The sequence below is a fragment of the Halorhabdus rudnickae genome (assembly GCF_900880625.1).
In the GTDB taxonomy this organism is placed as follows: Archaea; Halobacteriota; Halobacteria; order Halobacteriales; family Haloarculaceae; genus Halorhabdus; species Halorhabdus rudnickae.
Map to the genome: position 1 here is coordinate 1950279 of NZ_CAAHFB010000001.1, position 21124 is coordinate 1971402.

Genomic DNA, 21124 nt, shown 5'->3' on the forward strand with positions numbered 1-21124 from the left:
TCTCGAGTGGAAACGAAGGGGTTGTGGTGAGTGGGATCGCCCGACCTAGCGGTCGGACGACGAGTCGTAACGTATTTGACTTCGACTCGGTTACTCTCGGATACGTGTCCGGGTTAGGGTAGTGGACTATCCTTCAGCCTTGTGGAGGCTGAGACGCGGGTTCAATTCTCGCACCCGGACCTTCTGGCGACGAACGGATATGAGAAGTCGCGCCCACGGACAAAGAAGTGGCGAGCGAACGTCCGAAGCGACCGGAGTCAGCTGCTCACTCTGGCCGGAGACGCCCACACAGTCGTACGGACTGCGGTACTTTCGAGAAAAGACTATCGAACCAGACGAGACATATTCATTGAAACGTGCGTGTTGTGGGGGGGTAGGGGTGAGCAACACGCTTCGTGCAGTGGGCCCGTGCCTCTGACGGCCCTCTCCAAAGCGAGGGGGATGACAATCGACGACGGACAGCGACAGCGTGTCGATCGCACGGATCAAGTCCGCGCGTCGGTACTGCCGCGATAGTCACATCGCCTGACCGGTACGGGACACCCGGTCAAATATCATGAGTGATGGAAGCCACCTAAATCGTCATGCGCGTTTTCAGAATCGCTAACTGGTAGTAAATGAGCAGGTCGAACAAAATGCGTGAACGTGTCGTTCGTGAGGTGAAAGGACAACCCCTTCGTTCTCAAATTATTCCAGTCATGCCGAGCCAGAAACAGCCGAAAAGAGCTTCAAAGATTCGCAATATTGTGGAAGTCGCTAAACGAATACTGCGGGCAGTACGTTCGTAAAGATATTCGCCACCACGGTGGTGACGAATTCCTTCAGTTTGTTACGGCCGGGAGTATAATCACGACCTCAGAAGCGGAATATGCAGTATATGGATACGAGCACCAGGTGAACTCGATCGCCGTCGTCTAAAATATGAAGCTCTTTCGCGGAAAGGCATTTTTATTGTCAATAACAACCTATAGTAATCTGTTTGAAAAATTTCATTCGAGAGTAAGCTAGATCGTAATACGTCGATAAATCGTCTTGTCGTGGCGAAAATTCGTTTTGAGATTACATATTCGACTCGTGGAGTTTATATATGACCAAGATTACTGTCGGAAATGATGGTACTCAAGAGATTGGAAGGTAATGACGAACGGGGCTTGTCGCCGGTCATCAGCGTGATTCTGATGGTTGCGATTACGGTGATCCTCGCTGCGGTGATCGCGGGGTTCGTAATGAACAAAGGGCCGTCGAACAGCGGGCCTGACAGGGTGGAGTTCCGGTACGAAAACTCCACAGGCTGGCTCAGTATCACGCACGACGGTGGAGAGGCCCTGAAGCTATCGGAATACAGAGTTGTCGTGGATATGGGCGCGTTTACGCGGGATGCAATGATGGACGAGCACTACAGCGGCGATACAATGACTGCCGGTGACCAGTGGAACATCGATTATACGGGTACAGCTTCGCCCTCCGATAGTCATCTGGGCTCCACCCTCAATGCCGGATCCATTGAAGAGGTCCGTATCGTCTGGGAGCCCCCCGACAGCGATCGAACGCAGGTCATCGATACCTGGACACCGTAACGAGTGTCGAGCTACCGTCCTCGTCGACACGCCTCCGAGACGTTTTTTCCCCTCGGGAGCACGCTATCATACTGACGTGGCGATCAGCGACAAAATCTACAACAAGAACCACCGTCAGCTCGTCTCCCAGCTGAAGAAGTTCGTTCCCAAGAATTCCGCAGTATTACATAAGGAAATGTTTTCATGACAGTTGAGGACGACAATAGATATGAGATCGCTGAAAGACACCGTGCTTTCGAATCTCGCCGGTGCGATGGTGGCTCTGTGTGTTCGCTATCGCCCTCCTTTCCGGGGAAGGATTGGCCCGCAGCACGCTGCCCAATATGGCCTACATCGGATTGGTGCTGATCCCGACCGTTCTCTACTTCCGTTGGCCGACGCTTCAACGGTGGAGCGTCCGGTATCGGGCACAAGAGGATGGGAAGCCGTCAACCGCCGAAGTACAGGCATATAGGGCACTCAGGGCCAACAGTGGCTTCGTCTGAAGTGGTGAGATACTGCCGGCGATACTTCCGGAAAGCTATTCGCCGTCACAGGGTGGCAATTTTCGTCGCTATCCTATCATCGGCAGTATTTCTTGCAGGGAGGACGTCGGCGACCGGACAGCGCTCGTGTTTCCGAGACGCTTTTGCCCGGCACTCTCCTTCGTTCAGTCGTCGTGGCGATCACCGACAAGATCTACGTCAAGAACCACCGCCAGCTCGTCTCCCAACTGGAGACGTCCTTCCCGAAGAGTGCCTTCTCCGGCGCGACACTGGATGTCCTCTTTCACGGGGAGAACCTGGCGAAGGTAGACGACGCCACCCAGGATCGGATCCTCGATTTCGCCGAGGACTTCATGGACTGTGACTGCGAGTCAGCCCCCCATTGTGGCCATCCCGAGGAGAAGTTCGTCCGGTACCTCCTGGAGTTGCGCGCCGGGGGGCTGGGCCCGGACGCCATCGTCGACGTGATGGGCGACGACTACATGCTGTATGCCTATCCCGGCGACGTACTCTCTTTTCTTGATAACGCTGTCCGGACGCTGGAAGCCGTCGAATCGCTGGCGGACGTGGAAGGCGAGACCGACGTCGCCAGACAGGCACAGAACAGACGCGAACAGCTACTCTAGAAGACGACCGGAAAGACGCTACAGCGTCTCTTCGAACTCGCCGATACGGTAAGCCGATTCCTCATCTTCCTCTGTGCCGTCCAGATCCTCGAGCTGGATGATGTCCTCGTCGTCGCCGTTGACTTCCTCGCGGAGTTTCGTCACGTAGCGCTTGTACTCTTCGAGTTGCTCACGGAGGTGATCCGATTCGAGTTCGAGGCGCTCGTGCTCGCGGATGAACGACTTCGGGACCTCGACCTGCGGGGGGAAGGTCTCGTCGTCGCTCTCGGCCCCACCGTTGAGTTCGTGCTCGGGGACGACCTCGACCTTGCCGTTGTGATCGACGAGCATGTCGACGTAATCCCGAAAGACAGCCGACAGCGAGATATCACGCTCTTCGGCGATCTCCCGCAAGGTCTCGAATTTCTCCTCGCTGACCCGAAAAGAGATCGTTTTGTTCTTGTTACTCATCGTTGGCGGACGATCGTTCGTCCAGCTACTTAATGATTTGTCAGACAACGCTTCAACGGCCAAAACGTGCCCGAGCTGCCGGAAAACGGGCGGCGCCGAAGCGGATCAGACGTCGGATTCTGCCGTCTCCGCTTGGAGACTCTCCAGGGCCTCGACGGCCAGCCGCTGGTAATTCTCCATTACCGGCTCGTACTCCTCGTGTGCCATTCGAACGTACTCGTCGGGGGCGAACTCGTCCTGAGTCGGGTCGGCCTCGCGATAGCCCTGGGCGCGTTCGAGCGTCCGTTCGGCCGTCTCGACGACCCAGCGGTCGCGCGTCCCCTCGTTGACAGGGGTGATCGACTCGGGCCTGATCGAGACGTTGACCTCGCCGTCGTCAGTCTCGTAGGTCCGGGGCTTGCCGACCACGGAGACGTACGCGGGCGGTTCGAGTTCCCGCAGCATCGAGGCAGCATCGGGCTGGTACTGCCCGGCGTACATGAAGAATGTGTCGCCGTTGGGATCGACGACCCGCCCCTGCCAGTACTCGCTGTCCTCGCCGACGTCCTCGGTCTCGGTCAGCGTCCCGACGACGAACACGCGGTTGGCGCGCTCGCCCGTCGGAAGGAGGACGTACACCGGCGCGCGCTCGTCGTCGCTCTCTTTGAACGTATACATCGCGTCGTTGAACTCGCCGGCAAAGACCCGACGGGCGACTTCGCGAGTTGGCGTCGCCGCCATTATATCGACCTCGCCTTGATGAGAGCAGCTTCAGGATCGATCGCTTCGGTCAGCGTCTCGACCTCGTCGGCCAGCAGGTACCGCCCGAAGGTCGGCCCCTCGACGCGATAGTACCGCCCCATGATCGTCCCCTGCATCTCTTCTTCGACGACGCTCGTATCGAGGGCGTCCATCGCCATGTCCTTGGCCTCCGCTAAGGTCACGCCGGTGAGGTTCTCGGTCGCCTCTTGATCGAAGATGACCTCCGTGACCTCCTCGCCGTCGTCGAGTACGCCCTTGATCCGGAGGTCGAACTCGCCCTCGACCTCGCCGTGTTCGGAACAGCGGCCGTTCTGGAGGACGCGCGTACAGTCCTCGTCGGGACAGCGCTTGATCAGCCCGCTGCCGCTCTGGATGTCGACCAAGGCCCCCTCGACTTCGAGGGCGTCGTCGCCGACTTCGATCTCCTCGTCGGCCTCCTCGATGACAGTCGTCCGGTTGAGTTTGACCGAGAACCGTCCCTGGTACTCGTCGGTGACGACGTTCCGGAGGTGGTAGGTCTCGCCCTCTGTGAGTTCGGGAAGGTCCGATTTCGACCACTTGGTGAACTTGATCGTCCCGGTCGCGTCGCCCAGCAGACCGACCTGCGCGACGGCGTCGCTCCGGGGATCCCACAACTCGACGACTTTTGCCGTCATGTCCACCCACTCTTCGGGTGCGTCGACGTCGGCGGCCTGAACCGTCTCGTTGCCGCTCGAACCGCCGCCGATGTCCTCGCGATCCAGTCCCGCCTCGTCGAGATAGGAGTTAGTGACGCTGCGACGGGCCTCGCTGATGGGGACCTGGTACTCGTTGACCAGCGTATCGAGTCGGTCCTCGATCTCGTCGAGAGAAACGTCTAGCTGGTCGTCGAACTGCTCGTGTATCTCTTCCGCGTGGGTATGCAAATCCGTCATAGCTGTGCTGTCTCCGCGTGTTTTCGATGGGAGACATCCACTGGTAGGTCGTCCTCCTATTTAAATTACTGGCGACCGGACCGGAAGTGAAAGTCTCGACAAGACCGGGTGAAGGGCGTGTCTGTGGCGGGAAAGTTCTTGAAGCGGGAGACCGGAGAGAGCGTATGGCCGAGGAGGAGGATCGACTCCCGCAGTTCGTCCGCTCGCGCCTCCAGTCGGTCGGTCGGCAGTTGGGTGAGGCGAGGCGGGCCTACGCGGACGCAAAGCGTTCGGCCCGCGCGGATCTCCCGCTCTCCGAGGACGGGCAGGCCCGAATCGTCTGTCGACGATACGCCGAACAGCGAGCGGTCAGCGTCGACCCCGACGGACGGCCCGAATGCTTCGACCCGGAGCATCCAGATTGCCAGGGATGCGTCGAGGACATCCGTTCGGACACGATCGAGACGTGGTGAACGGTGGGATCCGAGGGCAGTCGAGACGTATTGGGCAAGTGGAATCAGACGGACAGTCGAGACGTGGTGAGGGAGTGGAATCCACGGAATCGACTGCAGCGCGTGCAGTCGAAGAGGACCTATTATTATGGGTGTCAGCGAAAGGCGAGTAATGACAGCTGACGGGAACGCGATCACCGCGAGGGACATCACCAAGCGGTATGGGGGAACGACTGCGGTCGACGGGCTTGACCTCGAAGTGCCCGCGGGCGTCGTGTACGGCTTTCTCGGCCCCAATGGCGCGGGAAAGACGACCACGATGCGGATTCTGACGGGATTGATCGAGCCGACGAGTGGCGACGGGTTCGTCGACGGCATCCATTGCACCGAGCGCGCCAGCCTCGTCGATCACATCGGACTCCTCCCGGAGGAGCCGCCGCTGTATCGGGAATTGACCGGGCGCGAACAGTTACAGTTCGCCGCCGATCTGCGGGACATTCCCTGGTCCGAGGTCAAGCAACGGGCGCTGGAGATTGTCGACGCGCTCGACCTGAAAGACGACCTCGATCGGCGGATCGACGGCTACTCCAAGGGGATGAAACAGAAAACGGCGTTCGTCCAGGCCATCCAGCACGACCCGGCGGTGGTCTTCCTGGACGAACCGACATCGGGACTGGACCCACGGGCAGCCAAGACCCTCCGAGAGTTGATCGTGGATCTGGCTGCAGGGGAAACGACGGTGTTTCTCTCGACCCATATTCTGCCAGTCGTCGAGGAGATCGCCGACCGAGTGGGCGTCCTCTACGACGGCCGGCTGGTCTCAGAGGGGTCGCCCGACGGCCTCGCCGGAGCCAGCGACGACGGTGAGGGTGACCTCGAGGACGCGTTCCTCGAACTGACTGCCGATTCGTCCACGTCCTGGCAATGACTGGACGCGAACAATCCAGCCGACGGATGGCCAGCATAGTGTGGTCGCTAACTCGAACTGAGTTACGCACGACGGTCAGGGCAACCCTGGAGAATTCGCGACAGCTCATCGGACTGGGAACCTTGGCGGTCATGTCACTCGTGTTTCCGATGATGTTCTGGGGTTCGATAGCCGAATTCGGCCGCGAGGCTGCGGGCGGGACAGTACCCGTCGGGACACTCGCTGCGGGGTACATCGGCGTCGGCTTCAGCGGCCTGTACCTCGGATTCGTCGGCGGATTCAATCAGTCACGCGTCGGCGTCGTCGGACCGCTGATCCGTACGTCGATGGCCCCGCGTGCCGTCGCTATCGGACAGTTCGCCACGAGGACGGTCGAGGGACTCGCGGCGATCGTTCCGTTCGGGATCGTCCTGCTCGTGATCGTCGGCCAGGGGGCTGGTGGGCCGCTCGTTCCCATCCTCGTCGGACTCGGTGCTATCCCGGTTCTAGCAGCCGGCCTCGTCGTCGGGCGAACCCTCGGTGATTGTTCACGGTACGTGAACGACCGCTTGCAGGTGTCACTGTGGGTCCGTGCTGCGTTGTTTCTCGCAGTCATGATCGCACTCTTCGTCGGGAGTCAAGTCGCTTTGGCGTCAGTATTCGATGACGAGAGCGCCCTCGAACCGGGATCGATCGGGGCGATACTGCCTGGCGAACCAGTGCAGGCATACGCTGGCGTCGTGTGCTCGCTCTTCGGGGCGGCGATCGAGCCGCTCGGCGTCGCCGTCGCCGCGGCGCTGCTCGTGGTTGGACCGGTCGGATTCCTCGTCGCGATCCGGCTTGAAACCCACATGCTCCTCGGCGACGTCGGCGACAGTGAGACACCGGGCGTCGAGGGCACGGACGGTGTCCCGCGGCTGTTCGATCTCACGCCGGCAAGCCGGATCGCCTGGCGGTACCTGTTGCGGACGCGCCGTGACCCGCGGACGCTTGCCCATCTGATGCCGGTGTTGTTCGGCGCGCTGGGAATGACTGGGACAGCCCTGGAGGACCCACACACGTTGTTGACGGTCGGTCCCCCCGGGACGGTCATCGCGGGGTCAATCCTCGCTGGGGGGGCGTTCTGTCTGAATCCACTGGGCGACGATCGGGACCAGCTCCCGCTGTTGCTGACCAGCACGTCCGAGATCGGGCCGCTCCTCCGGGGGCGCATGCTCGCCGGGATCGCCCTCGGACTGGTGGTCGCGATCGGGATTGGGGCCCCGTTCGGACTGATCGAATACACCCCCGCTTTCGTCCTCGGCCAGTCGCTGCTCGCCACCATCCTGGTCGTCGTCGCTGCAGGGACCGCACTCGGGTTGGGAGCGGCCGTCCCGAAGTTCGAACGTCGCGAGTACATGAACGTCGAGCGGGCCCATCCCTCCCTATTGATCACGATCGCCTTCTTCATGGGTGGAATAATCGTCGGCGCGATCGGGATCGTATTGCTGTGGGTGACGATAACGGAATCGAGACGGGGCGGTATCACACTCCTGGCCGTCTACGCAGCCGTTCTCGGCCTTGTCGCTGCAGGGGGGTACTGGTACGCCACTCGGCGATTCAGGGCGATCTCTCTTGATCGGTGGTAATCCCGGAAGTTCCTTTAGCTCGCCCCGAGAACGCGGACGTATGCGCGGCTACGTCTGGTTCTGGCTGTTCGCCCTTTCGGTGCTGACGTCGCTGAGTATGATCGTCCTTCTGGTCGTCGATTTCTTCTATCCGGCTCCTCCGTGGGGCGATCTCCCTCCGATCGGATACGTCGGCGCGATGGCCGTTGCGATCGTCACCGTCGGCGTGATGATCGCGCTGTCGATGGCCCGACCCGAAATGTAAAGCCAGTCACTCCCGGATCGAGCCACCGTCTACCGGAACCGCGGACCCGGTGACGAAACTCGCACGGGGACTCAAGAGGAACGCAACCACATCGCCCAGTTCTCGGGGCTCGCCGATGCGGTCCATCGGGACGTCGCTTGCCCAATCAGTGTACCCGGCCTCGTAACTGTCGTACTCCCCGCGATCGACAGCATCCTGGATCAGTTCCTCGATCCGTGCCGTCTCGTGGGCACCCGGCAACACGGCGTTGACCCGCACGTCGGGGGCGAACTCCCGGGCCTGGGTTTGCATCAGACCGACGACGGCCCGCCGAACGGCATTCGAGAGCACCAGATCGTCGATGACTTCCCGCACTGATCGGGACGTGATGTTGACGATCGAGCCCGCCTCGCTCTCGACGAGGTGAGGGTAGGCGGCCCGCGTCACGCGGACGACGCTCATCACGAGGAGGTCGTAGGCGTCGTACCACGCGTCGGTCGGTGTATCCAGGAACGATCCGCTGGGCGGCCCACCCGCGCTCGTCACGAGATGATCCAGCCCGCCGAAGGTCTCGACGGTCTCCGCGACCAGCGCCTCGACGTGGTCCGGATTGGTGATATCGGCCTGGATCGCACGCACGTCACCCGATCCCGTGGCTTCGAGTCGATCACTGGCCGATTCGAGCCGCGATTCGCTACGACCACAGACGACGACGTCCGCGCCTTCAGTAGCGAGGGATGCAGCACTCGCGAGTCCGAGGCCGCTGGTAGCAGCGGTACACAGTGCGACGTTACCCGCCAGATCGAGATCCATACCGTCAGGTGGGCCACACGAAACAAAAAGACCCACGGGAACTGGCCCGAGCGTACGGCGCGCCACTGGCGAAAATGCGGTCGCGTCCCGAACTGTCCGGACTCAGGCGCCCCAGAAGTTGTCTCGGCTGCCGAGTTCCGGCCGATCGGGTCCGTCTGCCTCGTCCTCGCTGGTTTCTGCCGTCTCGTCCTCGCTCGTCTCCTCGTCAGATTCGACGTCCTCGTCCGCATCGAGCGGGAGACGTTCGACTTCCTCGGCGCGGGCGTGATTCGAGTGGACTGTCGTCACGCGAACGCGGGCACGAGCTTCCGGGAGAACGCCATCGACCATGAGGATAAACCCGTCCTCGGTGCGACCAACACCGGCCCCGCTCTCGTGGATGTCCTCGACGGTGACGACGACTTCCTCGCCCGGCTTGACCGGCTGGGACTTCAGGTCCGAGATGGGCTGGTTGTAGTGGTTACACCACTCGGCCCCCCCGCGGTCGCCGTAGTGGGTACAGCCCATGCCCTCGATCCGCTCGGTGAATTCGGGGCAATCGTCGGCGAGTGGACAGTCCGCCATGCTGAATCCGGATAATCGGCGGGTAAGCAAAACATTTGCGTCTGATTCCGGGACCCCGCATGCAGGGCGTCCCCCGGAGCGGAACGTCTTATTCCCCGGGCGTCGAGACGTCCTCACCCGCGCCGTCGGCATCGATTGCCAGCGTCTGGTCAGTCTCGATAGATTCGATCCCGTCGAGCGCACAGATCTCCCCCACATCGGTCTGGGGAACGGAAACAGCCAGTGTCTCGAACTCCAGTGTCCGCTCGATCCGCCCGCCGGCCCCCGCGATCGCGTCACGGACATCGTCGACGGCAGCGCCATCGGCGACGCTGACCAGCAGTGTGGTCGATTCGCCCTCGATCGGATGCTCACGGATCGATCGGACGGCAGGAGAGACGTACATACGGACCCATCTATCGGTCGGTAACTTAGGTTTCCCGGCGATCACGCGACGCGATGCCGTCACCGTCGGCCAGCAATCGACAGCCAGCGTGGAGACGGCTCGACGCCCCAGCGGTTAACTACGTCCGCTACGTGTCTCTGTGGCATGGAAGTCCGAGATGCTGTCGAGGCCGATACCGAGCGACTCGCCGAGTTGACGGCGTCGCCGGTCGACGTCATGCGAAATCTCGTCCACGATCGGACCGTCCGAGTGGCACTCGACCCGGACGACGAATCGATCGTCGGCTTCGTGAGTTTCGATGCCCGCCGAGAGGTGGTCCACGTTACTCAATTCGAGGGGACGACCGCGGCCTGTACCCGGCTCCTCGAGGAGCCGATCGGGTTCGCTCGACGCGAAACCATGGCCGTGGAAGTACTACTTCCCGATTCTCGCACGGACATTCGTGGCGTCCTCGAGCAAGAGGGTTTCGAGGAGGACGGGACAGGGCCGCGGTTCGACGGGGAGCCGACGGTCCGGTATCGGCTCGACCCAGCAGAAATAGCCTAGGGAATGTGTGTTCCAGTTGGAAGGCAGAACGAATACCCTTTCCTTATTCGGTACGTGGCGTCTTGCATGCCCAACGATGCCGACTTCGGGGACGAACTCGAATCGCAGACAGACGCGTATCTCGATCGCCTCGATAAGTGTGTCGGATTGCTCCCCATCCTCCTCGAACAGTACGAGGCGGGCGAGGACTACACGGAGACGGTCGAACGCATCGGCGACTTAGAGAGTGAAGGCGACCGGATGATTCGCTCGATCACGAGTTCGATTACGAACTCCGATCCGGAAGACATGGGACTGCTCAACACTCGAATCAACTACAACCAGTCCGGCCTCATCGAGTTCTACAAGCAGGTCGACTCCTTAGCGAACGTCACCGAGCGGATCGCCGACGAGATCGCCATGATGCAGCCGCCGACGGACACTGACTGCTATCAGGGCCTGCGTGAGATGGCCGAGCACGTCGCCGACATGACCGAAACGCTCGAAGAAGTCGTCGAGCGGTTCGTCCACGGTCTCGGGACGACAAGCGGCTCAGACACGCTCTACGATGAGATCAAGGCAATCAGAGACATGGAGAGTCGGTGTGACTCGATCAAAAACGACGTCATCCGGACCGCCTTCGCCGACGAGGAGACCGCACAAGCGCTGATGTATCGCGAACTCGCCATCCTCTTTGACGACCTCGCCAACACGATGGAAGACGTCACCGATCAGATCATCGTCATCGCCAGCGACGAGCCGGGCCTCATCACCGAGGTCGACCCCGCTGAGGAGTGAGAGGGTCGTTCCGGAACGTCATCTCCTTGAGTTCGTGTCTGGCAAAACGTGATCGGCCGACTGAACATATTTCTGCGCGTGGCACCATGAGTTCGATATGTCATACGACGACGGTATCGCTAGCCAGCATGGAGACGGCAAACCAGGTACGGCAAAAGGAGGACGGTTCGACCGATGAGTCTCGATTTCGGTGGCGATCGAGCCGTCGTCGGGATGGTACACCTGCCACCGCTGCCCGGTGCGCCGGCGTTTGACGGCGATAGGGACGCGATCCGGGAAACGATAATGCGAGATGCCCGGCGCCTGGCGGCCGGCGGCGTCGACGCCGTGATGGTCGAGAACTTCGGCGATGCACCCTTCTACGCCGAGGCGGTGCCAAAGCACGTCGTCGCATCGATGACAGCCCTCGTCACAGACCTCCGCAAGGAGATCGACCTGCCCGTTGGCGTCAACGTCCTCAGAAACGATGCCGAATCGGCGTTGTCGATCGCGGCAGCGGCTGGCGCGTCGTTCGTCCGCGTCAACGTCCACTCGGGTGCGCGCCTCACCGACCAGGGCGTCGTCACCGGGCGGGCGGCCGAGACCGTCCGGCTCCGCGATCGGCTGGACGCCGATGTCTCGATACTCGCAGACGTTGACGTCAAACACTCCGCGCCACTCGCTGACCGACCCCTTGGGGAAGAAATCGCCGAACTGCTAGAGCGAGGCCACGCTGACGGCGTCGTCGCCAGCGGTTCGGGAACCGGGGCCGAGACAGACCGCGATCATCTCCGTTGCGTCGTCGAGGCCCGCGACGATCTCGGGGTTGAAGCGCCGGTGTTCGTCGGGAGCGGCGTCACAGCCGCGACGGCGGCCGAAACGCTCGATCTCGCCGACGGCGCGATCGTCGGCACCGCACTCAAACAGGACGGGGAAACGACCGCACCAGTCGACGAGCAACGGGTACAGCAGTTGGTCGGGGCGGCAAAAGCTGACGGCGACCACTGATAGCCCACCAACTGACGCCTGGAGTTATGCTTCGGGGAGATCCTCGCGCGTGGGGAGCGCCCCGCGAGGTCCCGGAGCGGTACAGTTTTGAGCCGCCGCGGCCGCTGCGACTCGGCCCGCGGCCCCAGCTGTGTGGTTGCCCAGCACCCAGGCGTCGATCAACGCCGCAGTGAAAGCGTCGCCAGCGCCGGTCGTGTCAACGACGTCGGTTTCGACAGCATTGACGTGGCGCAGTTCGTTTTCGGCTAGGTACGCGCCCGCTGCACCGACCGTGACGGCGACACGGCTGGCCCCAGCCTCGCGTAACCGCCGTGCGGCCTCACGAGGTTCCCGCCCGAGATACGATCGGGCAGCGACCTCACCGACCACGAACAAATCAACGCTCGCGGTGAGGCGATCGATCGTCTCGGGGGCCGTCCCACGGCCTTCAAGTTCCTCGAGAGGGCCAGCGAGATCGAACGCGAGAGCATCAATAGCCCCCGATTCACGGAGATCCAAGAGGTCGTTCACGACGGCGTCGGGGGCGTAGGCGCTCGTGAACACGCAGTCGGCTCCACGTACCCGATCGCGATCAGTCGGTTGAAGTCGCAACTGTGGGACACTCTCGCCCCCGGCGACGATCATGCGGTCACCGGTGGGGCCTCGAAGGACGAGCGTGTACGAGGACGCGCCATCGCCCTGCCGAATCCCGGTGGTATCGACATCGTGATCGTGCAGGGAACCGACAATGGTCTCGGCCGCGTCGTCGTCGCCGACCCGCGAGATCACTCCGACATCGTGGTCGAGCGTCGCGAGTGCACAGCCGACGTTCGCGGCGACGCCGCCGGCCCGCTCGATACAGTCGGTGGCAAAGGCGCCACCATCTCGCTCTGGTAAGTTCGTGAGCGTGTAGACGCGATCGAGCACCGCACTCCCGACCGTCACTATCGAGGCCACGCTAGGCCACCCGCGAGCGGTCCAGACAGTATCGTGCCCTGGGAGTCGATTCAATGCTAGCGGCGACCTGAAACATATCACAGACCATGCGATCAAATGGCAAGAATTCGTCGCTGAGTCTCGATCATCAAATCCCAGCGATTACATGAAGTCCGCGATGCCCGTCTGCTTGCTCGTATCACTCCCACCTTTTTCCGCTCGGGTCACTCGCTTCGCGGCTGCACCGCTCGCTTTTCCGAGACGCTCCCACAGGTCGCGTCTCGCCACCCTCGCGCAAAAATCTGGACCAAAAATCCGATCCTCGCTCTACTCGGATCGGAAACAAACCATCACATAAAGTCCGCGATGCCCGTCTGCTTGCTCGTATCGTCCTCGAAGACGCGCTCGATCGAGCGTTCGAGGATCTCCAGGCGCTGTTTGGTGTACTCCCGGGCGCCGAACTCCTCGGCGACGCGGATGGCCGTGTCGATGTACTTGTTGACCGATCCCTCGTGGACGGTCAGGTTAACGTCGCCGCCACACTCCCGACACTCGCCGGTGAGGGGAACGCGACGGTACTTCTCGCCACACGAAAGACACCGGACGTCCTGCCGTGAGAACGCTCGCAGGTTACCGATCAGGTCCGGCAGGAAGTGATACTCGATGATCCGCTCGGCGACATCGCTCTCCTCTACCGCCCGGAGTTTCCGGGAGATTTCGAGCTGGGCGTCCATCTTGTCCTCCATCGACCCCAGCGTCTTGTACGCCGACAGATCCGGTCCCAGAGCGATGTCACTCGTATCGTGTGTGTGGGCAAAGCCAGTGTACTCCTCGTCGGTTCCGAGGGTGTCCTCGGCAATCTTGACGTCGACATCTTCCGGGTGGGCCATCTCCCGGGTCGCCTCGTACAGTTCCAGTGGATACTCCTCGACGATGTCGATATTGTGGGCTTCGTCGTCGATCTCGGCGGGGTCGATCCGCGAGGACATCACCAATGGCGCGTCCATCCGACCACCACGTTGATCGGGCAAGAACTTCCGACTGAAGTTGATCAACCCGTCCAGCAACAGCATAACGCAGTCTTCGTCGCCGTCGCACTGTGCCGTATAGAGGTTCTCGACGGCGACAGTGTGTGTATCGGCGACAGTCAAGTTGTAGACGAACTCGCGGTCGCTTTGTTCGTACTCCACGGCCGTAACCGTCTCGAACGGGACGCCTGCCTCACCGTCCAGGTCGTCGCCCGTCCCCGTCGTCTCGGTGCCCATCCGCGTCGTTTCGCCGCCGTCGAAGGCGGGGAGTTCGTCACCGACCGCAAGTTCCGACGCCTTGACCTCTTCGAGGCCGTCACCGTTCCGACGGAGCATCGTGTGGCCGGGCGTGACCGAAAGCGATTCCCCCTCCGTTTCGACTCGAACCACGTGCTCGGGCGCAGGGTGTTTCGAAACGGCTTCGACGGGCTTGCGGCAGGGTGTGCCGTCCTGCTCGACCGAGGGAACCAGCACTTCAACGTCTGGTTCGTCGACGAGGTCGCCGAAGTCCGTCTCTTGGGGGTCAGTGAGATGGTCCTCGACAAGCGTCTCGATCGTTCCAAATTGCCAGTCGCCATCCTCGCCGTACCACAGCCGCGTGCCCGGGTCGAAACAGTTCCGCCGTTTCGCGGCGTGGAAATACGGGTGGGCGTACCCGACCGCCGCGGAGGTGAAGCCGACCACGCGGCCGACGGTCGCCGCACTGGTGTGTGGCGCCATCCCGAAGACGAGTTCGCCGACGAGGTCGTCCCGATCCTCGAGTTCGTAGTACGGTTCGAGGCCGTAGTAAGACGTCAGCAAGTCGTCGATGAAGGCGGCGGTCTTGAGCATGTGCTCGGCCGCGCCATCGGAGAGGACGATATCCTGGACGTTCAATTCGACCAGTTGGTCGTCGTGGACGAGTGGATCGCCGCGGATGTCCTCCTCGTAGCCGAGCTCGCGGAACTGATCGACAGTGACGTCCAGCTCTTCGGGTCGAACCGACGTGACCGGGAGATCCGTCATGTCGTAGCGGACCGTCCCGTCCTTGAACGCGCTGACGCCGTGTTTGGCCCGCAGGACCCCTTTCTCCATGGGTTCGGGCGTCTTCTCCTTCGAGGTGAGCCCCTTGACGCCTTTGAGCACGTCGAAGGCGACCTCGCGCTCGCCGACGGCCGCAAGGGCTTGGCGGTACTCCTCGCCGATGTCGATCGTGGTCATCCGGGTCGGCGAGGCGAGCGTCTCACAGCGGGGGCACTCTGCGCGACCGGACTCGTCGGGTTCGACCTCGCGATCGCAGTCGGGACAGACGTAGACGGATTCGGTGACGCCGCCACAGTCGGGGCAGCGCGGTCGGTACGTGTCCGTGCTACAGTCGACACAGCGGCGACGGCCGACTTCGAGATCGACCTCACCGGGCGCGTCGCCCATCTCGTCGGCGTGACCGGCCGCCTTCGCGACGTCGCGCTGGTTGCCGCCGGCCTCGCCGATCGGGAACAGCGTATGGACTGCGGGCGAGAGTTCCCGTTCCTCTGACTTCTCCGGGCGCCCCATCCGGTTGCCGATCCGTGTGGGGGCGCGCTCGCGCACCTCGAAGGGAGCGATTTCGTTGACGGCCCGGATCGCGTTCTCGCCGTCGTCGTAGTTGCAAGCGCGTTCCGAGAGGCCCTCGATGGTCCAACGCCGAGTGAGATCGTCCTCGAGCCCCAGTGTTGCGACCAGCGGTCGCCAGGTCGGAACGATCAACGAGTCATCGGTCTGGGTGTGTTCGACCAGCAGCGACTCGAGTGTCTTGCGAACGGAATCGTCGTTTGCCACAATGAGGTCGCCCGTCGTCACGTCTCCCGGGCGGCCGCCGGCCATCGCCGCCCCGTCACCGGTGACGACCTCGCCGTCGGCGATCGCTCCCGCCAGCGCGTCGAGGGCCTCGACGCTCACGTCGTGATAGAGGTAGGTGTACTTCGGATGCAACGGCGCGTCATACTCACGGGCCCACTCGAGGGCCTCCTCGGGATCAGGATCCGCGAGGTCGATGGCAGCTGAGTCCGCCATCGCCTGGACGTCCGCGTCGGTCTCGGCGAACTCCTGGCGCCACCACTCGATGGTGTAAGAGGCCGGCGCAAGCGGGTGATTGTTCTCGACGAACTCGCCGTAGTTGACGAGGTACTCACCCAGGTCGAGGATCTTCTCGACGCCGTTGCGGACCTCCAGAGCGTCCGCCGGATCGTCGATCCGTCGAACGTCTCCGTTGGCGAGTCTGACCGTCGGTCCCTCGATGGTGTCGACAGGAACGATCCCCGCCGCCTTCCCGGGACGCTCGGTCTTGATCTGGGTGCCCGTTGCGAGAAAGTCGTCGACGAGGTGCATCGTCGCCGGGTGGACGCCCGCAGTGGCATTACCGTGATTGCGCGCACGGCCATACCGCAGTCGAAACCCACCCGGTTCGCTCGGATGTGAGAAGACAGGGCGTCCGGCGATGAGGTCTCTGAGGTACTTCTTCGACGGATCAGCCCGAGGAGGCCTGTCGGTTTGGTCACCATTACCAACCCCCTTTGTTTCGCCTGGAGTGTCGTCGTCATTCGCCTCTTCTTCCTCGCCGTCTGATGGGTCCTCCTCGCTCTCCGCTTCGTCCGTCCCGATCGTCCCGTCGATGAGATCCTGGAGCCAGGGCCACTCGACGTCATCTAGCTGGCGCGTATACCGCTGGATCTTGGGGGCCTTCAACGCGATCCCCTCGGCCATCACCAGACACATGCCGCCCCGAGCACTGTTGGAGTCGACCCGTTCGAGGTCACGGTACCCCGAGACTTCCTCGTCGCCCGTGGCCTCGCCGTCGAGCATGATAGGCATGTGTTCGGCGATGTGGCGCGTCTCTTTGTCCTTCGGCGAGTACTGGAGACCAGTGTCCTCGTCGTAGAGTTCGATCTCTTCGACGTACCGGCCGATCTCTTCCTCGCGGGCGTGGTACTCGTCGATATTTAGGAGGGTTCGTGCATAGTCAGCGACGAGTACGGAGAGTGCCTGGGCGGTCCCGCCGGCCGAGCGGATCGGCCCGGCGTAGTAGACGTTGACGAACTGCGTGCCGTCGTCGTTGTCGAGAATTTCGACGCGGTCGATCCCCTCGATCGGTGCGGCGACGACCCCCTCGGTAAGCAGGGCGACAGCCGTCCGGACGGCCCCCTCGATCTTGCCGGCCTTTGTGTCGTAGTCGCCGACCGACCCCTCGACGAAGTCCTCGACAAGGGCGAGGGCGGCCTCCTCGCGTGACATCTCACCCTCTAGGTCCCGAACGCGCTCGGCGACGCCGTCGATCCCGAGGATGTTCTCGACGCGGTCGGCCATATCCTTCGCGACCGGAATCTCCACGTCAGTGGAGGGGTCGTCGCCACGTTCGCGTGCCCGTCGAGCGACGGCAAGAGCGTCGTCGAGGCCGGTTTCCAGCCGTTCGAAGTAGCGTTCGTCCGCGTCGCGCATCTATCGCTCCCGGCTTCGGCTCCAGTTCCATCCTGTGGTTCGTGCGTGGGTGAATATCGACATCTACAACTCCCAGAGATCCAGGTCGGTCACGTCGTCGTGATGGCGCTCAAGGGACTCCTCGAAGGCCCTCACGTACAGTTCGCCAGCGAACGTCGTAGCGGCATCGAGATGACCTGCGAAGGAAGTGCCGTCCCGTCTCGAGAGAACCGCATGCGTGTGCGCGAACGGTTCGTCATCGAGCAGCGAGACGTTGCCGACACAGGACGCCACCTCCAGAGGTTCGTCGAACTCGGCCGCGTCGTACGCCTCACGATCTTGGTCGTAGTACCAGATGGTGGCGTCTTCGACGGCACCGAGGCCGACGAAGAAAGCCGCATCGATCCCTTCCGATGTGGCGAAGTCCTCGATCTGGGCGCGCCAGTCCTCGCCGTGGGCCAGACGAGCGACGAACTCGCGGTCGCCGGAGACTTCCCGGTAGTGCATGTACGGGGCCAGGGCAGGCACTCCGATAAGGATTGCTGTGCGGGCGAAGGAGCCGGAGCAGATTCAATCTTGCCAGCTCTCGGGGACCTGGATCCGGTAGCGACCGTCTTCCTGGAGCGCGATAATGTACTCCTCGCGCTCATACAGTTCCATCAGGTTGAGTTCGTACTGCCCGGGTTCGACGATCCGGATGGACTCGAACTGAGCGTTGAGTTCCGCCCGGAGTTCCTCGAGATCGGGACTGTCAGTTCCGTCTGCGTCGGTCGATTCAGCAGTTGATTCGCCGTCTGCGGTGTCGGAGGATGTGGGATGATCGGCAGGTGACTGGCCACCGGTAGAGATCTCGGCGGCACCCGATTCCGGCAGTTCCTCCGAAGTGACGACGGCCGACCGTGCCGAAGTCTGGGCGATATCTTCGTCAGATGTCGCTGAGTCCTCCCGGGGGCGGTCGCGACCCGTCGGGGGGGTCTCGGAACCGCTGGACTCGGTCGGGTCTGCCGGATCGGTGTCGTCGACATCCGCGGTATCCGCCGGCCAGGGTTCGAGTGGATCGGCCGCCTCGGGGGATGTCCCGGGTTCGTCGGGATCGCTCGCGACGATGTCCCGGACCGTCTTGGCCGCGTTGCCGACCGTCTTGGCGACAGAGTCGCCCGGTGTCGAACGGTTCGATCGCTCGTCGGTCGATTCCGTCCCTGCATTCGGTTTCGACTCGGTAGCGGGGGCTGATTCGGATCCAGGCTGCGGAGCCGGGTCCGACCCGTTGGCACCACTCTCGGGGAGAAACTGGAACGTGTTGCCGCCACAGTCAGGACAACCCGAGAGCATCTCGGTCGAGCCGTCAGCGAATGTCGTCCCGCAGTCCGTACACTGGTGGGGCATTATTTCCGAGAGACGAGGGCGCTAATGAGGGTTTCGTCCTTGTGGAGCGTCTCGATCTGGTTGGCTGGCCCGATGACCGTGAGCTTCTTTGTCGACTCCCGGCCCATGAGGCGATCGAGAAAGCTTTGATCGGCAGTCTCCGAACGGGGATAGGTCTCGATCTCGATTCCGTTGAACTCGTCGGGGCTGATTTCGGTCATCGTCACCTCGATGAGGCGTGACTCTTCGTCCGGCGTGAGACCCTCTTCCAGGATGACAATGTTACCATCTCGGACGCCATCCAAGATTATTCGGATCTTCTCCATGCTGGCCAACCCGTCCATCCGCTCGGTGCTGATGAGGTCGATCTGGACGCCATCGTGTGATCTGTTTGTGACTTCAGCCATCCTCGATCACCCGAAGTACTCCGCGATCTTATCGTAGACCTCATCCATGTTGTCACCCTCCAGCGCAGACAGCGGGACGGTCTCGTGTTGCGGGTAAGCGTTGCGGATGCGCTTGACACTTGACTCCTCGAGGTCGATCTTGTTCGCGAAGATCAACACGGGCAGGTCCTGGCTCTCGATGATGCCGATCAACATTGTGTTGACCTGCGTGAACGGGTCCGCCGTCGAATCGAGGACGTAGATGACGCCGTCGACGTCCTCCCGCAACCAATGCATCGCCTCGGCGACACCCTCGGTGGCCTCACGGGAGCGACGGACGGCGTCGTCTTTCTCCATATCGTGATCGAGAAACTCCGTGTAGTCGACTTTCGTCGTTACGCCAGGCGTGTCGACGATGTCGATCTGGACGGATTTGCCGTCGCGTTCGATCTCGACGTTCTCCTTACGGCGGGCACGCCGCGTTTCGTGTGGGATCGCACTCTCCGGACCGACGGCGTCGCCGGTCCAGTCCCGGGCGATCCGGTTGGCCAGCGTCGTCTTCCCCGCGTTCGGCGGGCCATAAATGCCGATCCGTTTAGGGTCCTGTTCGGAGAACAGGCTCGATGCCGCGCGTGATATGCTATCTCTGAGTTCTGTGAGCAGTCCCATCCTATCCTCCCGCGCCCGAGCGAATCGGGGCATCTGAACGATGTAGCACGGCGAATCCACTTAACTGTATGTCAGACATATATAAATATAACTATATTTTGGCACCTCATAGCAAGACCATCTGCTTCCCCCGCCCACTGCCGAGCACGTTGCCCGAGCAGGATCAGAGATGTGGCCCGTCGATCGTCCCGGATCGAAGTCTCTCTCGAGAGAAAATAACAAACACAGCCGAGATTGGACACCCCCCACCCCCCTGTTTCAGGTGGAACATGCTGAGAAACAGGTGACGAGATTCCGAGACCACCGATTATCGGCCGAGTAACTACGGCAATTCAGTATCCCGCGTTGATGACTCAAAGAACGTAATCGAAATCTAGAATGAAGCTAGAGAGTCCTTTCTCCATGGGACACTTCCCAAAGAAGTACAACGATATTCGACGAGCACAGGCCGTGAAAACCGACACAAGCCAGATTAGGATCTGGAAACAAGACGTTCAATCGAATCCCGTGTGAAAAACAAATTAGAACGATGCTGGGCGTCCATTAGAACGATACAGGAGTGTCGAACGCAGACTTGTTGGATCCAACGATCGGGTCAGATGACGACCCATCTGCTGGACGATACCGTACTGGCACGACTGATGTAGATTTCAGTCTCAGACTGAGAAGGACCCTCGATGAACAGAAGGTCAACACGGGCCAACTCCGAGGCGTCCGTACTCTGGTGTCAGCACCGATAGCTGGCTACAGCTAGGAATATCTAGATTATATACTACCTATAGAGAGTAATATATGATAGCGTACGGTTTTGGTTTAATGGTATTAGTAATAAAACCACTGGTTTTCTAGATCAACCTCTTGCAGCAGGGACCCCCCTACCCCTCTTTTGGTCTATTCCACCCGAAACAAAGGGGTGTGGGGGTCCCTTTGCTATCCCCGCAGAAAGTTAGCAGTACGTCCGAGAGTCTCGAAGAGTCGAAGGAACAACCCGTGCGGCTATCTATAAACTGAACTGATTATAAAATCTTTTTACGTAAAGATTCATTGTCGGTACCCTGTTTTTCACTATGTTTAATGTCATTCGATGGGGGTTTTGATGGTAGAGAAAATCTTGATGGTAGATGGGGTCGGATGTACTCTGACGGCACTTCATTTGCGTGTGTCGAATATGTGCTGTCTTCTGAGAATGATTACGATCAAACGGACGGTATACGCTTTCGAGAGGCTTGTACTCGGTCAGATCGTTTGATCGGACAGCAGCGGAGTTTCTGAGGT

21 protein-coding genes and 1 tRNA gene are annotated in these 21124 nt (G+C 61.3%); 10 read left to right on the forward strand and 12 right to left on the reverse strand.

The features are described 5' to 3' along the window. Positions 1 to 107 precede the first annotated feature (107 nt). The 3 genes from BN2694_RS09860 (at position 108) to BN2694_RS09870 (ending at position 2688) form a co-directional block, all read left to right on the forward strand. Positions 108 to 180 (forward strand) — tRNA-His (locus BN2694_RS09860). A gap of 932 nt (positions 181 to 1112) precedes the next feature. Beyond that, on the forward strand, positions 1113 to 1577 hold the full coding sequence (locus tag BN2694_RS09865; RefSeq protein WP_167880002.1) for a type IV pilin: 465 nt from the start codon (positions 1113 to 1115) through the stop codon (positions 1575 to 1577). Positions 1578 to 2235: 658 nt separating this feature from the next. After that, positions 2236 to 2688 carry a DUF5814 domain-containing protein gene (locus BN2694_RS09870; RefSeq protein ID WP_135664614.1) on the forward strand — a complete coding sequence of 151 codons (453 nt, stop codon included), beginning with the start codon at positions 2236 to 2238 and terminating at the stop codon, positions 2686 to 2688. An 18-nt stretch (positions 2689 to 2706) separates the two neighbouring features. Here BN2694_RS09870 and BN2694_RS09875 read toward each other — a convergent pair whose 3' ends face one another. The 3 genes from BN2694_RS09875 to BN2694_RS09885 all read right to left on the reverse strand — a co-directional run bounded on the left by BN2694_RS09875 (position 2707) and on the right by BN2694_RS09885 (position 4793). Continuing rightward, entirely contained in the window at positions 2707 to 3138 is a 432-nt protein-coding gene (locus tag BN2694_RS09875) for a ribbon-helix-helix protein, CopG family (RefSeq protein WP_135664617.1), read from the reverse strand. A gap of 105 nt (positions 3139 to 3243) precedes the next feature. Continuing rightward, a complete protein-coding gene (locus BN2694_RS09880) occupies positions 3244 to 3858 on the reverse strand; it encodes an RPA family protein (protein WP_135664620.1) in 615 nt (204 codons plus the stop codon). Continuing rightward, the gene (locus tag BN2694_RS09885) at positions 3858 to 4793 is read right to left on the reverse strand and encodes a replication factor A (RefSeq protein ID WP_135664623.1); all 936 of its coding nucleotides are present in this window, start codon (positions 4791 to 4793) and stop codon (positions 3858 to 3860) included. Before BN2694_RS09885 ends, BN2694_RS09880 begins: the two co-directional genes overlap by 1 nt. Positions 4794 to 4957: 164 nt before the next feature. On the opposite strand from BN2694_RS09885, the gene BN2694_RS09890 reads away from it, so the two are divergent. The 4 genes from BN2694_RS09890 (at position 4958) to BN2694_RS09905 (ending at position 8003) form a co-directional block, all read left to right on the forward strand. Continuing rightward, positions 4958 to 5245 (forward strand): DUF7091 family protein, encoded by a 288-nt coding sequence (locus BN2694_RS09890; RefSeq protein ID WP_135664626.1) that lies wholly within the window; start codon positions 4958 to 4960, stop codon positions 5243 to 5245. A 151-nt stretch (positions 5246 to 5396) separates the two neighbouring features. After that, positions 5397 to 6152, forward strand: coding sequence for an ABC transporter ATP-binding protein (locus tag BN2694_RS09895; RefSeq protein WP_135664629.1), 756 nt, complete (start codon positions 5397 to 5399; stop codon positions 6150 to 6152). Positions 6153 to 6178: 26 nt separating this feature from the next. Then, positions 6179 to 7759, forward strand: coding sequence for a hypothetical protein (locus tag BN2694_RS09900; protein ID WP_244605395.1), 1581 nt, complete (start codon positions 6179 to 6181; stop codon positions 7757 to 7759). Positions 7760 to 7799: 40 nt separating this feature from the next. Then, positions 7800 to 8003, forward strand: coding sequence for a hypothetical protein (locus BN2694_RS09905; protein WP_135664635.1), 204 nt, complete (start codon positions 7800 to 7802; stop codon positions 8001 to 8003). A 6-nt stretch (positions 8004 to 8009) separates the two neighbouring features. On the opposite strand, the gene BN2694_RS09910 is transcribed toward BN2694_RS09905, so the two are convergent. The 3 genes from BN2694_RS09910 to BN2694_RS09920 all read right to left on the reverse strand — a co-directional run bounded on the left by BN2694_RS09910 (position 8010) and on the right by BN2694_RS09920 (position 9744). After that, positions 8010 to 8795: an SDR family oxidoreductase gene (locus tag BN2694_RS09910; RefSeq protein WP_135664639.1), complete on the reverse strand. Its 786-nt coding sequence runs from the start codon at positions 8793 to 8795 to the stop codon at positions 8010 to 8012. Positions 8796 to 8897: 102 nt separating this feature from the next. Beyond that, positions 8898 to 9359 (reverse strand): TRAM domain-containing protein, encoded by a 462-nt coding sequence (locus tag BN2694_RS09915; RefSeq protein WP_135664642.1) that lies wholly within the window; start codon positions 9357 to 9359, stop codon positions 8898 to 8900. Between the two features lie 88 nt (positions 9360 to 9447). Continuing rightward, a complete protein-coding gene (locus tag BN2694_RS09920; protein ID WP_135664645.1) occupies positions 9448 to 9744 on the reverse strand; it encodes a hypothetical protein in 297 nt (98 codons plus the stop codon). Positions 9745 to 9888: 144 nt separating this feature from the next. Between BN2694_RS09920 and BN2694_RS09925 the strand changes: the two genes are divergently transcribed. The 3 genes from BN2694_RS09925 to BN2694_RS09935 all read left to right on the forward strand — a co-directional run bounded on the left by BN2694_RS09925 (position 9889) and on the right by BN2694_RS09935 (position 12054). Beyond that, a complete protein-coding gene (locus BN2694_RS09925; RefSeq protein WP_135664648.1) occupies positions 9889 to 10290 on the forward strand; it encodes a hypothetical protein in 402 nt (133 codons plus the stop codon). 66 nt (positions 10291 to 10356) lie between these two features. Continuing rightward, positions 10357 to 11067, forward strand: coding sequence for a DUF47 domain-containing protein (locus tag BN2694_RS09930; RefSeq protein ID WP_135664651.1), 711 nt, complete (start codon positions 10357 to 10359; stop codon positions 11065 to 11067). Between the two features lie 174 nt (positions 11068 to 11241). After that, positions 11242 to 12054, forward strand: a complete 813-nt coding sequence (locus BN2694_RS09935) for a BtpA/SgcQ family protein (RefSeq protein ID WP_135664654.1) — start codon at positions 11242 to 11244, stop codon at positions 12052 to 12054. Positions 12055 to 12078: 24 nt separating this feature from the next. Here the strand turns inward: BN2694_RS09935 and BN2694_RS09940 are convergent, their stop codons facing one another. From BN2694_RS09940 to BN2694_RS09965, 6 genes are all read right to left on the reverse strand, one after another. Then, positions 12079 to 12990: a carbohydrate kinase family protein gene (locus tag BN2694_RS09940; protein ID WP_135664657.1), complete on the reverse strand. Its 912-nt coding sequence runs from the start codon at positions 12988 to 12990 to the stop codon at positions 12079 to 12081. Between the two features lie 329 nt (positions 12991 to 13319). Next, a complete protein-coding gene (locus BN2694_RS09945; protein ID WP_135664660.1) occupies positions 13320 to 17450 on the reverse strand; it encodes a DNA-directed DNA polymerase II large subunit in 4131 nt (1376 codons plus the stop codon). A 63-nt stretch (positions 17451 to 17513) separates the two neighbouring features. Further along, complete coding sequence (locus tag BN2694_RS09950; RefSeq protein ID WP_135664663.1) at positions 17514 to 17936, reverse strand: PPC domain-containing DNA-binding protein; 423 nt, start codon at positions 17934 to 17936, stop codon at positions 17514 to 17516. Between the two features lie 63 nt (positions 17937 to 17999). Then, positions 18000 to 18815 (reverse strand): OapC/ArvC family zinc-ribbon domain-containing protein, encoded by an 816-nt coding sequence (locus BN2694_RS09955; RefSeq protein WP_135664666.1) that lies wholly within the window; start codon positions 18813 to 18815, stop codon positions 18000 to 18002. Continuing rightward, on the reverse strand, positions 18815 to 19201 hold the full coding sequence (locus tag BN2694_RS09960) for a DUF2073 domain-containing protein (protein WP_135664668.1): 387 nt from the start codon (positions 19199 to 19201) through the stop codon (positions 18815 to 18817). Before BN2694_RS09960 ends, BN2694_RS09955 begins: the two co-directional genes overlap by 1 nt. A gap of 6 nt (positions 19202 to 19207) precedes the next feature. After that, the gene (locus tag BN2694_RS09965) at positions 19208 to 19849 is read right to left on the reverse strand and encodes a GTP-binding protein (protein WP_135664671.1); all 642 of its coding nucleotides are present in this window, start codon (positions 19847 to 19849) and stop codon (positions 19208 to 19210) included. Positions 19850 to 21124: the final 1275 nt, after the last annotated feature.